At 32.4% G+C, this 14,607-nt stretch carries 14 protein-coding genes and 1 pseudogene; all 15 read right to left on the bottom strand.

The window, feature by feature from the left end:
- Positions 1 to 20 precede the first annotated feature (20 nt).
- Positions 21 to 917: a glycosyltransferase family A protein gene (locus tag EAG08_RS09340; RefSeq protein WP_129535191.1), complete on the bottom strand. Its 897-nt coding sequence runs from the start codon at positions 915 to 917 to the stop codon at positions 21 to 23.
- Positions 918 to 1,005: 88 nt separating this feature from the next.
- Positions 1,006 to 1,737: a glycosyltransferase gene (locus tag EAG08_RS09335; RefSeq protein WP_129535190.1), complete on the bottom strand. Its 732-nt coding sequence runs from the start codon at positions 1,735 to 1,737 to the stop codon at positions 1,006 to 1,008.
- 9 nt (positions 1,738 to 1,746) lie between these two features.
- On the bottom strand, positions 1,747 to 2,592 hold the full coding sequence (locus EAG08_RS09330; RefSeq protein WP_129535189.1) for a glycosyltransferase family 2 protein: 846 nt from the start codon (positions 2,590 to 2,592) through the stop codon (positions 1,747 to 1,749).
- A gap of 255 nt (positions 2,593 to 2,847) precedes the next feature.
- Complete coding sequence (locus EAG08_RS09325) at positions 2,848 to 3,762, bottom strand: glycosyltransferase family A protein (protein WP_129535188.1); 915 nt, start codon at positions 3,760 to 3,762, stop codon at positions 2,848 to 2,850.
- Between the two features lies 1 nt (position 3,763).
- Positions 3,764 to 4,801 carry an acyltransferase family protein gene (locus EAG08_RS09320; RefSeq protein WP_129535187.1) on the bottom strand — a complete coding sequence of 346 codons (1,038 nt, stop codon included), beginning with the start codon at positions 4,799 to 4,801 and terminating at the stop codon, positions 3,764 to 3,766.
- Positions 4,798 to 6,201, bottom strand: a complete 1,404-nt coding sequence (locus EAG08_RS09315) for a GNAT family N-acetyltransferase (protein ID WP_129535186.1) — start codon at positions 6,199 to 6,201, stop codon at positions 4,798 to 4,800. The genes EAG08_RS09320 and EAG08_RS09315 overlap by 4 nt, the downstream gene beginning before the upstream one ends.
- Positions 6,194 to 6,661 (bottom strand): hypothetical protein, encoded by a 468-nt coding sequence (locus tag EAG08_RS09310; RefSeq protein WP_129535185.1) that lies wholly within the window; start codon positions 6,659 to 6,661, stop codon positions 6,194 to 6,196. Before EAG08_RS09310 ends, EAG08_RS09315 begins: the two co-directional genes overlap by 8 nt.
- Before the next feature lie 499 nt (positions 6,662 to 7,160).
- Entirely contained in the window at positions 7,161 to 7,862 is a 702-nt protein-coding gene (locus EAG08_RS09305) for a WbqC family protein (protein ID WP_129535184.1), read from the bottom strand.
- A 2-nt stretch (positions 7,863 to 7,864) separates the two neighbouring features.
- Positions 7,865 to 8,946, bottom strand: a pseudogene (locus tag EAG08_RS09300) (DegT/DnrJ/EryC1/StrS family aminotransferase).
- Positions 8,946 to 9,725 carry an FkbM family methyltransferase gene (locus EAG08_RS09295; RefSeq protein WP_129535183.1) on the bottom strand — a complete coding sequence of 260 codons (780 nt, stop codon included), beginning with the start codon at positions 9,723 to 9,725 and terminating at the stop codon, positions 8,946 to 8,948. The pseudogene EAG08_RS09300 and the gene EAG08_RS09295 overlap by 1 nt, the downstream one beginning before the upstream one ends.
- 3 nt (positions 9,726 to 9,728) lie before the next feature.
- Complete coding sequence (locus tag EAG08_RS09290; RefSeq protein ID WP_129535182.1) at positions 9,729 to 10,937, bottom strand: ABC transporter ATP-binding protein; 1,209 nt, start codon at positions 10,935 to 10,937, stop codon at positions 9,729 to 9,731.
- A gap of 1 nt (position 10,938) precedes the next feature.
- Positions 10,939 to 11,781 (bottom strand): ABC transporter permease, encoded by an 843-nt coding sequence (locus EAG08_RS09285; protein ID WP_129535181.1) that lies wholly within the window; start codon positions 11,779 to 11,781, stop codon positions 10,939 to 10,941.
- 178 nt (positions 11,782 to 11,959) lie between these two features.
- Complete coding sequence (locus tag EAG08_RS09280) at positions 11,960 to 12,871, bottom strand: glycosyltransferase family A protein (RefSeq protein ID WP_129535180.1); 912 nt, start codon at positions 12,869 to 12,871, stop codon at positions 11,960 to 11,962.
- A gap of 147 nt (positions 12,872 to 13,018) precedes the next feature.
- Positions 13,019 to 14,179: a glycosyltransferase family 1 protein gene (locus tag EAG08_RS09275; protein WP_129535179.1), complete on the bottom strand. Its 1,161-nt coding sequence runs from the start codon at positions 14,177 to 14,179 to the stop codon at positions 13,019 to 13,021.
- Positions 14,176 to 14,526 (bottom strand): hypothetical protein, encoded by a 351-nt coding sequence (locus EAG08_RS09270; RefSeq protein ID WP_129535178.1) that lies wholly within the window; start codon positions 14,524 to 14,526, stop codon positions 14,176 to 14,178. The genes EAG08_RS09275 and EAG08_RS09270 overlap by 4 nt, the downstream gene beginning before the upstream one ends.
- Positions 14,527 to 14,607: the final 81 nt, after the last annotated feature.

Raw genomic sequence — 14,607 nt, 5'->3', positions numbered from 1 at the left:
TAATCATCCTTTGGAATGTTTTATTTTTTGTTGATCGACCAAACAACTTTGGTCATATCTAAAAATCTTTTCGGATAACCTCTTTTCAGAAGGATGCTGAAAAGTCTGAGATGAGGTTTTACCAGATTTTTCTCACAGAACCTAAGGTGGTCATTCAGCATTCTGATCAGGAAGCTTTTGTCAAAATATTGTGAATACTTATTCAGCACAGTTTCACGCATAATATGGTAACCTAAATCTTTTTTACTTTGTAAAGATAAGTCACCCGATATGCTTGATGTTGATATCCTTACCGTAACTTTTGCACTTGAGATATAAAAGACCTTATCTAATCCTGAAAAAGTCAGAATAGCATAATCATCCGCTCCCCATGCAAAAGGGATTTTTAGAAAATGATGTTTTTTATAAGCCGAAAGTGCAAAAATGTTTTCAGACAAACTGCTTGGCATTAAACCTTTATATTTTCTTTTAAATAATTCTGGTGCAGGAATTATAGTTTCGTCGGTTGTAATGGTATGTAAAATGGTTTTATTTTCATCTACAATTTCGTGTGAAAACTTAATGGCAGAGATGTTTTCAGATTGTACTTTGGGTAGATTTTTGTAAAATTCTGCTACGAAGTTTTCAGAAATAATATCATCATCACCTAAAATCTGAAACCAGTCTTCCTTTACATGAGCTAAGATTCTTTCCCATTGCAAAGCAAGGTTTTTCCCACCTAAATTATCATTATAATCAAAATATAAATAAGAAAAATCACTCAAATATTTTTCGATAAGAGGTAATGGATTGTCGGGGCTTGCATCATTGCCAATATACAGCACAAAATCTCTGTTGCTTTGTGCAGCAACAGATTGTAGTGTTTCTTCAAAGAAATCTATTTTGTAGTAGGGGATGACAATGGCGAGACAATTCATTATTGTGAAATAGTAAATTTAAGAAGTGGTAAATATTTTCTGCGGCCTATTTTAAAAAATGGAAAAAACTTTAAAACTTTAATGACCGTTAAAAATTTTTAGGATAGGATTTGAAATAATCACGAACGAATCGTTCATACATCTGATATTCGAGATCTTTATTTATTCTAGCATTAAAACTACTGCCAAGCTTCTTTCTAATGTAGATATTGCTTTCTAGCCATTTTTGGTCAGGGTTTCCTTTAGAATAATGTTCTAAAAGAATTTCTGATGTCACATAGTTTTGATATTGTGTTGAGACACGAAGACTTATTTCTGTGTCGTAGCCATGGTATTCTTTAAGATTTTCATCAAATTTAAATTTATTGAATATTGATTTCCTAATACCTAAAAAAACGCCATCTACAGGAATTACTTTTTCTTTTGATGCATCAAAAGTTTTTTCTAACGTTTTGGTTCCGTTTTTTTTATGTTGAAGAATGTTGATTCTTGCATTTTTAAGAGTAGTAAACCAGCCATATGGTACTGCAGGGACGTAAGTTCCTCCGGCAACTCCTATCAGGCCTGTGTCAGATTCAGAAAGTTGTGAGATAATTAATTTTCCCCAATTCACTGTAAGTAAATTCACATCTTCATGCAAAAACAATAGATACTCATATTTTGCTTTCTCTGCACCTTTATTGTAAGCTTTGCAAAGTCCCATCAAACCGGGATTATCTATTTTGATCAGCTCATATTCCACGCCGCAGGTGGCTGCAATGTTTTGTTCAAGTGCAGTGTAATAGTGGGGCTGGTAGGATGAGATGATAATGGACAGCATAGTGATAAATCAGATGTTCTGTTTAAATATTTTACGTTTGATTTTTTGCAAAAAAGATTCATCGGCAAGCTTTAGCAATCTTGTATTGTGATGTTCTAAGTTTCTATTTTCTTCCTTCAGCTCATTTATTTCTTTCTGCATTTCAAAGAAATTTCCATATTGCTCGAGGTATTTTGTGTAATGCTTTTTGTAGATGTAGTTTAGTATTTTCTTGAAATTTATACTATCACCATTGATGATTGTGTCTCTGGATATTTCTTTTCTTCTGTAAAAGAAACCTACATAATCTAATTTGATAACTTTTGTACCTGAGTTCATTAAATTAATCCAGAATTCCCAGTCTTCATACCCCTTTAGCATTGTTATATCGTAACCACCGGTTTTGACAAAGGAAGATTTTTTGTAAAAAGCACTGCAGAAAATGAGGTTATGTTTTAAGATTTCCTTAAAACTGTAATCAGATAAATTCCAAACACTGTTTTCTGTGCCGAAGAATTCGGCGTTACAATAGATAACTTCAAAGTCAGAATTCATGTATGTAATGGCTGCTTCCATATACAAATTTCCTATCTTATCATCACCGTCTAAAGGCAATATCCATTCTCCTACAGCCTTATCGATTCCGTAATTTCTTGCTGCCGAAACGCCGCCGTTTTTTGTTTTGAAATATTTAAAGCGAGCATCCTTTTCTACCCATCTTTTTGCGACTTCCTCAGTATTGTCGGGAGAACCATCGTTTACAATGATGCACTCCCAGTTTTGGTAGGTTTGATCAAGTGCAGACTGCAGACATTCATCTAAATACTGAGCCTGATTGTAGCAGGGAACGATGATAGAGATAAGGGGTTGGTTCATACCGTGTTTTTCAAAGGCAAAGATATTAAAAAACTCGTACTCAATGTGTCTGTTATGAGGTTTTAATCTGTCAGAATTTAGGATTTGTTATGGTGTGAGCAAAAATTTTCTTATGCAAGCTATAAAAGCGAAGTGGATACCATTATCAGTGGGTACACGGGCTTATATAAGTGGTATATGTCTTTGGATTTGAGAGAAAATATAAACGCCACAAATTAATGGATAGTGATCTTTGTAAATTTCAAAATTAAAAATTCAGACCTTTTTATTTTTACCCAATATATTTATATAATAAATTTTCTTTATAGTTTTTAGAAAAGACTCAAAACCTTGATTTCTAAGTACGGTTTTGGCGATACCGTAATTTGCGGTCTGTTTATTGAGATGACAAAACATTAAATAATCATCAATCAACTTATCAATAAAAGGTTTTGGAAAAAACAAGGAATGATTGATAATTAATCTCTCTAAATATCTTATAAAGGCAAGTTCTTTATCTTTCTGCATCTCTACAGACCCGGAAATACTTCCGGAAAAAACTCTTACCAATACATTTGCAGACATATTATAGTATATATTGCCATAATCTGAAAATCTCAGTATAGCCAAATCATCGCTTCCCCATGCTAGTGGGATTTTTTCAAATTTATATTTGCGAAACTGACTGGTTTTAAAAATGTTTTCAGATAAGCTACTATACACCAGGCCTTGGTGTTTGCGGAGAATCAAATCGACAGAAGAAATTGTTTTGGTATTTAAATTATGTGATTGTATTAAACTGTCATTTTCATCAATCCAATCGTGTGTGAATTTGATGACTTTGATATTTTTGTCTTCGCAGTCTGTTATTGACTTATAGCATTCCTCAATAAAATTTTCTGGAATTACATCGTCGTCACCCAATATCTGAAACCAATCTTCTTTTACATTACCTAAAATTCTTTCCCACTGCAATGCGAGATTCTTACCACCCACATTTTTTTCATAATTGAAATAATGAAAGTCTTCATCTGCAAAATATTTATTGATAATCGGAAGCGGATCATGAGGACTTTTATCATTACCTATGTACAGAACAAAATTTTTGTTTGTCTGCAATGCCACAGATTGGATTGTCTTTTCAAAAAAATCTATCTTATAGTAGGGGATGATGATGGCAAGGGTACTCATATTATTTTACAAGATCTTTGTATTTCAGCATTTTTTCTTCAACAAAATGCCATGATAGATAGGCCAATATATAAGTGAAAGTTAAACTTATTATCATCAGCGACAAAGGGCTGAGATTAAAAAAATGCATCAGAATTTGCTGTACAATAAATCCGTAGATGTAAACGCCGTATGAAATATCACCAAATTTTTCACCTACTCCATTGATATATTTTGTACTGAGAATTCCTATAAAGATTACCAAAAAAGGTAAAGCAATTGGTGCAATTACTAAATAAAAATTAAATAGTAACGAAATAACTATCAATACCAGCAATCCGATTCTGGAATAAATTGTATTGATTCTTTTTAAATCAAAAAGAGTGATCAGGCTTCCACACAAAAAATAGGTAGCAAGACGATATAGCTGCGCTGTGTCTAAATAAATAGAGATGAACATTTTTTGGAAGAGCTGTGGTTTGAACAAATAAAGATAATAAGACGCTAAAAAAGCAATAAACAAAAGAATGTAAGATATTTTCTTTTTTCTTACAAAAAAGAGGGAAAGCAATGCCATGTACATCGTAAATTCGTAAGCAAGCGTCCATAGACTTCCATTAATTGCTCCTTTATAAGGATTATTTTCAAAGACACCTTTTATTGTGTAGCTTACCTTAAAAAGAGACAAACCGTTTACAGCATAGTGCCAATAATCTTTTAATGTTGAAGTCAATTGGGTTCCGACATACACAAATGGAATCACTACTAAAGTAAAGATAAATAATACAATAAGTGCAGGATAAAGCCTCAAAATTCTCTTCCAGATGTAGTTCGAAATAGTTTTACTCCTTTGCAGGCTTAAAAATATAAAGTATCCGCTCAATGCAAAGAAGCTGTTAACTGCTAAGCCTCCAAAATCAACCTGCCCATTAGTGAGAGAGCCAAGGATTTCTTTGTTTTTTGTAAGAGGGTAGGAGTGAGAAATAATAACAAATGATGCTAATACCAGACGTAAAAGATCAAAATTATTGCTTCGGTCTATTGTTTTTGAAGAATTCATTTTCGTAATATAATGTTATTCGAAAGGAACAAGTGATCGATTTTATATAGTAATACCAAAATAGGATAATGTTTTTTTAAAAACCTATATCTTTTGGAAGAAAGGATTTCGTTAAATTTTGAGTTTTCAAATTGTAATTTTCCAAATTCATTATCAATCTGTGCTATACATGATTGAATATGCTCAAAGAATATTTCTTTAATTTCTGCATCTTTTTCAAAAGAGTAAAGATTTGTAAATAACAATAAATTTGCCTTAATACTTTTTAAAGCGCTTAGAGAGCTAAACATGCCAACTCCATATCGATAGACAGCCATTGTCTCAGGGATATGACCCATTTTTCCATATTTCGTAAGAACCATATATATGAAAAAATCACCTATCGGGCTTTTGTAAAATTCAATCGTATTGAGCTCGTCCTTGAGAATGTTTCTAAATACTACCGAAGGAGTATGGATATAATTCAGCTTTTTTGCAAGCGTTAATCTTTCCTCGTACTGGTCCGGTAATGTTGTGATAAAATCATCAGCGATTTCTCCGTCACTCTTAAGAATCTTTATATCATGGAAACATAAAACATATTCAGGATTATTTTCTAAAAAATCAACTTGTTTTTGGAGTTTTAAAGGGTCTGTCCAATAATCGTCGCCTTCGCATATCGCAATATATCTCCCAGTACAATTATCTAATACCTGCTCCTGATTCTTATTAGCACCAATATTTGTTTTATGTAATAGTAGTTTAAATTTTCCTGGATGATTTTTTTGATAATTTATTAAGATTTCTCTCGAATTATCAGAAGAACAATCTTCACCTACCACGATATCAAAGCTAAAATTACATTTTTGCATAAGAATGCCGTCAAGACATTGATTCAAGAATTTTTCGTGATTATAAACCATCACAAAGACACTCAGTGTTGGAGTTTGTAATTCTGACAAATCATGACTCATACATATAATTTGTTCATTTTGCGACACTTTTTTAAAACCTGTACTTTCATAACTTTTAATTGCCGCTATATGTGAAAGATTTACTTCTAATTCAACAGTTTTTAGTTTAAGAACTGTTTTAGCAAAATATAACAGCTGATATGTTGCTAATGAAGAAATACCTTTCCCCCAATAGTCTTTATCTCCAATAAAAATATGGAACACTGCACTATTTTTTGTTATATTCGTCAATTGGATATTCCCAATATATTTTTCGTTGACTACTATTGCAAATCTTTTAGAAGATTCTTCATTTATTACTTTCTGTAACCATTGTAATTCAATTTCAGGCGATATTTCTATATTTGGTTTAGATCCTGTAAATTTCCACACTTCAGGATCGTTCCGCCATTTCCAAGATATCTTAGCATCTTCAATCTCTAAAGGCCTGATTAATAAATTATACATTATTATCTTGTTTTATAATCCTTAAAATTATTTCCATGTCATTCTCATCATATCTTTGGTCTATTGGTAAAGCAATAATTTCCTTACTTAATTGATAAGAATTTTTATCAGAATCTGCCCAATTTAAAACATTTGGCCAATAAGAGGCACAATAAATTTTTTGATTGATAAGTTTTTCTTTCAAATTTTGATCTTTCGTTCTCAAAGGGTATATCATAGGAATACTGTCTTTGCCTATCATGATGGGTAGAAGATTTTTTTCCTTTAATTTATCGTGAAGAAAATGAAAGTTTTTCTTTCGTTGCTCCTTTACAAAATCAAAGTCAACATTTAATAGTAATCGTTCTGTAAGATCAGACATAAATTTAATTGGTTGATTTTCTAGAGATTTATCATTTCTCTGAAAATCTGAATATCCCGATTCAGCAGATACGTCAATTCTTTTTAAAAGATGTGTCATCCTTTGATAACTTGAATCTTTATCGAATGAAATATTAAGTTTGTCTGTATTGGTAACAAAGCCTCCATCAGGTACGCCGACAAATTTTCTCGGAGAATAGAATGTTGGAATGTCTTTTATAGGTTCGGAAAATAAAGCTTGTGCATTATCAATAATTAAATTATCGGGGATTTCATCAGATAGATTTTTTATTGTATTGTCTTTTATACCAAAATAGTTTGTATAAAGAAATGCATCCGTTTTTTAAGAATAGAAAAATTAAATAGAGGATCCAAATTAAAATCTACATCATAGAACTCGTAAGGAATGTTTAGTTTTATCAGAGGTTCGAGTAGCACATCACAAGTATAATAAGGAATGTATATTTTACTGTATGCAGCTGATCGCAATATAAACTCAAGACAGTTTCTGGCTGAATTAAGTCCTAAATAATTTTGAAAGAAGTTATTTTTTTTGAAAGTTCTATTTCAAAATAACCTCCAATAGATTTATCATTCATCTATAATAATTCAAAGTTGTCTAACATTATATTTATTTCTTCAGGAGAATTAAACATCATAACATCGATAATTGACAGCCATGGAATAAATACATTATTAAACTGCTTATACTCTACAGGATTTGCTTTAATAAAATAGAGTTTTATATGATGCTCTGAAAAATAATTTTTATTGTACAATTCTTGTCCTCCCAGAGGATTAATATATACATCTGCATTTTCACATCTGCAAATATCAATAAGTCTTTCTGCTCCGGATAATTCTGAATTTTTGTAAACGATTGATGATCTTTCAATAATCGTTTTCATATCTAAATATTCTGAAATCTCTACTAAGCTTTGATAAATTAGATCATTGATTCTTCCTTCGTTCATGTGAAAAATTTTTTCTAATAGTTGACGAACGATGTAATAATGAGGTGCTTTTTTATATGCTTCAATTGTTTTGAAGAATTTTATCTTCCATTTAGGAAATAGCATTTCATTTAGTTCTATCTCATTTATCTTTTTGAAAGAACTTGCATCCTTTAATGGTAGAGAAAACATGTAGCTTCTATTCTGAACCAATATACTGTTTCTATTAATCCAACCTTGTTTAATATAATTTACGTCATCATAAATAATGAACTTATCAACTGCTTTTATCAGCTGGAAATAGCCGATATATGGCATGAAATAGGGTTGCATTATCGCCGCTTTCATAACTAATTATTCTGTACTCTTAGAAGGAGGCGACAAATCAAATTAACTTCCTCTGAAGTAAGATCATAAAAAAGTGGTAAACACAAAACTCTTTTTGCAATATCGTCTGCAATTTCCAAATTTTTTGCCTCAATATATGGAAGAGCAGAAGCTAACGAGGGATAAAAATATCTTCTAGAGAAAACTCCGTGACTTTGTAAATGGGTGATACTTTTTAGAAGAAGTTCTTCACTTTCAAAAACTATCGGGTAGTAAGAATTGTTGTTTTCAGATTGCGAATGCCAAATTGGTCTTCTGGCTTTTAACGTCAATAATTTTTCGTCGTATTGTTTTGCTAAAGTTTCTCTTTTTCCTTAATGGCCTCTATATATTTCAAATTTGCCAATCCCATTGCTGCATGAAATTCGGAGTTTTTTCCATTAAGGCCCAATTCTGCAAAATTTTCAGGGCCATCAAATCCGAAGTTTCTGATATAAGCCAATTTCTTAAGTAATTCTGCATCTGTAGAAACAAGCAATCCTCCTTCTATAGAGTGATAAAGTTTTGTTGCGTGTAATGAGCAAGTAGAAATATCACCATATTCAAAAATTGATTTTCCATTGATTTCTACGCCAAAAGCATGTGCCGCATCATAAATGACTTTAAGATTATGCTTTTTTGCAATTTTTTCAATGGTTTCTACATCACAAGGATTTCCGTAAACGTGTGTTGCTAAAATTGCTGAGGTTTTTTCGGTAATCGCTGCTTCAATTTTTGCAGCATCAATATTTAAAGAATTTTTATCAATATCTACAAATATGGGTTTGCAATTTTCCCAGACAATACAGCTGGTTGTAGCCACGAAAGAAAATGGAGTGGTGATAATTTCTCCTTTTAAATCGAGAGCTTTGATGGCCATTTGCAAAGCAACAGTTCCGTTAGATACAAAAAGTAAATGGGAAACTTTCAGCTGATCTTTTAGTTCCATTTCCAGCTGGCTAGAAAGTGGACCCATGTTGGTGAGCCAGTTTCTTTTCCAGATACCGTCGAGATATTTTTCGTATTCTTCTTGTGGCGGAAGAAATGGTTTTGTTACAGGAATCATTATGCAGTAATATTAATATTATTTACTAAATATCCATCTTTTCGAACAAATGCAATTTCAATAAGCCAAAGAATTGGAGAATGTGGAAAAGGCCTGTTTAAATCAGTGATTTCGTACATTTGATACCCAGATTGATCCATCATACTTACTATTTTTGCAACAGAATTTTTGTAAGTTTCACAACAAACAGATGCTTCAACCAAAAATATCTCAGTTTTTCCGTAAAAATTTGAAGCTCCCTCAATCACTTCTAAATCTAATCCTTCTGCATCAATTTTAATTATATCAGGAACAGTATAATCATTTTCTTCTATGATTGAATTAAGTGTTTTTACGGGTATCTCAATTTGTTTTAACCCCATTTTGGTGGCTTCTTCTTCGGTGTAGATAAAAGAACAACTATCATCTCTTTCATGGATTGTAAATCTCAAAATGTCATTTTTATTGCTAACACCTACAGGCATAAAAGAGACATTATCACCCAACAAATCCTGAAAATTAGGCATCAGTCTTTCCTGTGGTTCTATCATTAGAACATTTGTTTCGGGAAAATTTTTTAATAATTCTCTAGTCCACGTTCCTGTATTTGCACCAATATCTACTACGAATTTTGGATAGAAGTTATTAGCTTTAAGATTATTGTAGAAAGTACTTAATAAATCTTCTTTATTTTCGATTGTTTTTATAATTTGAGTAGCCGAAGCAGCAGAAACATTTGAGGTCTTAGTAATCTTATAACCTAAAGTCTTAAGTATGTTTCCTATTAGATTTTTTATCATTTGTTAAAGTAATTTTGAGTTAATAAGTATAGGTGTCCATAACTGTTCGGTATTTGTTACATTTATGTTTATGACACGGTGTTCTTTGTAAAAAATATCTGTATTTAATGTTTCAGTAAAAGTTATTGTGATGGAGTAGAGTCCTTTTGAAAATATGAAATTTTTAATATCGAATAATACTGTCTTTTTCTCTCCTGCTTCAAAATTAATGCTTAAATCTTGATTTTCGGGAAGAATTTCTGCGATACCTCTTTGTTCTTTATCATATACGGCAAATGATATATATGGCATTTTTTTTAAACTTATGTTCTCAATTTCGAATTCCAACTGAAAATCTGAGTTCCATTCAATTTCATAAAAGTTATTTTGGGCTTCTTTTCCTTTTACCTTAGAACTGAGTAGCTTTACGTCATTTGAGTCAAAAACAATTTCGCTGTTCTCATCAGTTTTAAACATATTATAATACATATCGATGCCTTTTCCTGTATCATGTCCTTGATAGGTAACAGCGCCATGATCCATCAAAATAATTTCATTGCAAATTCTAGATATCATAGGCATACTGTGAGAAACAAATATTAAGGCTGTATTCGGCAGTAATTCATCAATTTTTTTAAAGCATTTCAAAACAAATCCCAAATCACCAACTGCAAGAACTTCATCAATAATCAATATATCGGGTTCAAGATGTGCTGCAATCGCAAAACCAAGCCTTACTTTCATACCGGAAGAGTAGTTCTGTATGGGCATATCTATGAATTCCCCAATCTCTGAAAACTCCACAATAGAATCTAATTTGTCCTCAATTTCTTTCCTAGTAAAACCTAAAATAGAAGCATTGTTGTAAATATTTTCTCTTCCTGTAAGAATAGGGTTGAAACCTGCTCCCAACTCAATAAGAGCGCCTATCTTTCCTTTCATAACGATCTGACCCTTATCAGGAGCATAAAGACCGTTTAATATTTTAAGCAAAGTACTTTTACCGGCACCGTTATGGCCAATTAATCCTATGCATTCGCCTCTTCGAAGCTTAAAACTTATATCTTTTACCGCCCAAAACTCTTTTGGTCTTAAATCTTTATTAATTTTTATACCTAAAGTGCTTTTAATGATATCTAGTGCTCCATATTTTAACGACGATCTCAAGTCCATTGAAAACTTCTTGGAAACATTCTGTACCGACACTAAAATTTCTTTTTCTTCGTTCTTCATCTTATCCTCCGATTTTTTCAATTATTATGGGCATTGATTTTCTGAAAATAACCATTCCCACGAGCATCACGATAAAACTGAGGCCTGCCAAAACCAATGAAAAGGTAATGTTTTCAAGCTGCATATTAGTCAGGCTGCTTCTGGCGTCATTAAAAAGAAAAGTCAATGGGTTGAGCTCAAAAAGTTTTCTGAAAATTCCTTGTTTTGGAATGGCATAAACTACCGGAGTAATGTACATCATAAATGAAACAGCAGTAGAAACAATCTTGTTGATGTCTGTATAAATAAGTCCGATTGGTGTAAACAGTAAGCCTAAGCTTAATGAGAAAACAATAATTACTGCTAAAATTATGGGAAAGTAAAGAATTCCTATTCCGGGATTAATGCCATAAATCACAAGGATTCCGGCTATCAAAATAAGCTTCAGGATAAGATTGAAGATCATTTTGTAAATGCCAGACATGATAAGTGCTTCTTTGGGGAAATTGATTTTTGAAAGCAAACTTCTCGCACCGTTTACAGATGTAATGGGAATGAAAAGCGTTTCATTAAAAATACTCCAAAGTGTTGTTCCTATCACTACGAAGGCAATGTACGGAATACTTTGATCAGCATTGACGTTTACCGTTCCTGAGCTGCTTAGAAATATCCACACCAAAGAATTGGTGATGATTGGCATAAATGCCCAAAAAAATCCTAAAAATGATTGTCGGTATTGAGATTGTAAATCTCGTTTAGCCATTTGGTAAGCCAAAAAATTAGATGACTTGGTGTCATGATATATGGCTTTCAGCTCTTGGAAAAAATGGGTTTTCTTATCAGATGTGTATACTACGGTTTTCAAGGGAATTTTTTACAAATTTAAAATAAATTATTGATAATCATATGGCAAGGCAATTGTAGTGCTCATGCCTTTTGTTGTGTTTTATGCAGCAAATATATTAAAAAATAAAGTAGAGATAAATTTTGTTAATAGGTTTTAATCGATTAGAGAATATAAATGGATTGCCTGAATTTTATTTCTAGGCCTTATTGATAGAAAAGATGGTGAACAGAAATTTCATGGAGCGGAAGATTCCCATTTTTGTAAATGTTGAAAAAACAACCTGATTATTTGCCTTTGTTTTGAATTCTTTACAGTATGCAAGGTATTCTCTGATCAGATGCTTGACAAAAACCTTCGGAAAGTGAGCAGAATGCCTGATAAGCAGTTTTTCACGGAAAATGTTTTTGGCGTACTCTTTCTTGCCATCTAGTTCTTCATTTCCGGAGATACTTTGAGCCGATATTCTGACTCCTACTTTTGTGTTGCGGTTATAAAATATTTTTTTGTAATCTGCAAAAGTAAGGATCGCAATCTCATCAGACCCCCAAGCTAATGGTATTTTCTCGAAACCGTATTGGCGATACATTTTGGTCTTAAATATATTTTCAGAGAGACTGCTTTTTATTTCGCCGCGATATTTTCTCACTACGAAATCTATAGAATCCAGAATGTCGGTATGGTAATCACATACTTCTAAAGTTTCATTGTTTTCGTCAATCCACTCGTGAACAAATTTGATGGAGTTTATCTGTTTTTCTTCAAGATAAGGCAGACTGTTGTAAAATTCCTGAACAAAGTTATCTGCAATGATATCGTCATCACCCAATACCTGAAACCATTCTTCATTGATTTCATTCAGAATTCTTTCCCACTGTAATGCGGGATTTTCACCACCCAGATTATCGGTATAATTGAAATAATGATAATCTTCTTCTTGAAGATATTTGCTGATAATAGGAAGCGGGTCGTTCTGGCTCTTATCATTCCCGATGTAAAGGGCGAAATCACTGTTGCTCTGTGCTGCTACTGACTTAATGGTTTCTTCAAAGAAATCAATTTTGTAGTAAGGAATTACAATAGCTAATTTTTTTCGGAGGCTTTGGGACATCACAATAATTTTAATATGAACAATCTGAACTTAATTACAGATTCGAAGGTAGGTTTTTTAAATAATCTTTGCTGATAGGTTATGAGATTTTAGAAAATAATGTTTTGGAATGGGATAGCTACTTTATTAACAAATAACTGTCTGAATCTATTTTTTAAAAATAAAATATTTAAATACTTTAGTGGGGTTCAGATAAAGTGCATAAGGGTTTTTATGTTTTGACATTTGGTAAACAAAATATTTCCCACCTAAAGAAAGCTTTTGTGTAAAACTGAAATGAGGCAATGTACGGTTGTCTAAAGCGGCAAGTAGTTTTTCATTATCTCCATCATAATAGGTGTCTTTTGAGGGTGGGTGAAAAGAATGGTTGACTTTTTCTGTGAGAAGGTAAATTTCTTTCACTCGAGACTTCCATACTTTAATGCTAAAATTGTTGAGAATATACTGATGCTGTCTTTTACCGATATTATTTCTGTATTGTTGATCTCTAATCAGATTTTTCACATTCTGATGCCATTCTTCTAAATTGTCAGGATATACAATTCCATCATCAATACGGTCACTAAACAGTTTGAACAAAGGCAGCGGATTGTAATGGAGTGCAAATGGAATGTTCTGCAGAGCCGCTTGTAAAAGCGCTGTGAAGGATGCCATAGGAAAACCTTCTACATAAATAGCTGTATTTTTTTCTATTTCTGCTAATGCTTGTGCAGGGATAATTCCGTGTAATACAAGTCTTTCATGTCGGTATTCTTTACCATAATCTGACTCTTGATCTATTCCTACAACATTAAAAATAACGTTCGGATTTTCTTCAACAATTCTGTAGGCTTCTTTCAGGAAGTTATAGGAGGAATTGGGGTTGTATTTATAAGGTGTGCCGGTGCTTAAAAGCTGCAAAATCTGGTCGTTCTTTTTTGTAGCATCATTATTTTCGGTCAGCAGATTTTCTATAGGAATCGGAAGAAAAACTTGTCGTTCTACCGGTATTCCGCGTCTTTTCGAGTCTAGTAAAATATTCGATTCCCTGATCTGCAATACAAGATCTGCAATAGATGTACCCAGCCAAAAGGTATGGTCTGCATGATTGACCAAGCAAACAGGTGTCGTTATTGATTTCTGAGAAAAAACAATACTTGGTATGGTCTCATCCGGATGAACGTGGAGCATGATGATGTCATAATTTTTCTGCACTTCGTTTTGTAAAAGTTTTGCAGATTCTATTTTAGACGATGCATGTACACTGAGATGATCTAAGTCTGATGAATTTTTGAGATAATATGCAGTTACATCTTCAATTTCTTTCACAGATTGCCTTGTACAGAGAATGCTGTGCTTTTTTGACTGATCATTTTTAATCCAGGTGTAGAGAAGTTTAGAATGACCGCCCTCCGTGTATAATTCGGATGCGATGTGGAGTATTGTATTGCTTTTTTTTCGCTTTTTTTAATACTGATTTCGGGTAATACTTTTTCTTGAATTTTTGAGAGAAGAATTTCCAGTTTCTCACTTTTATAGTAACCTGAAAAATTATGCCATCCAAAAAATGCAGTTTTTTCAATGTAATTGATACAATCTTCGTAAAGATTCTCTTCAAAAAGTCTTTCTGCGATGCGAACCCGCGATTCAAAATAATCTTTATTAAACTTGATCATATTTAGTTTTAATAATTAAATGATTATCATCAGACTGCTAATCAAATGTAAAGAGAGAGCAGACTGTGTTGCTTGGAGAAG

The sequence above is a fragment of the Chryseobacterium sp. 3008163 genome, from assembly GCF_003669035.1.
Taxonomy (GTDB): domain Bacteria; phylum Bacteroidota; class Bacteroidia; order Flavobacteriales; family Weeksellaceae; genus Chryseobacterium.
The sequence above is the reverse complement of the archived record's forward strand: the minus strand, read 5'-3'. Positions and strand labels throughout refer to the sequence as shown.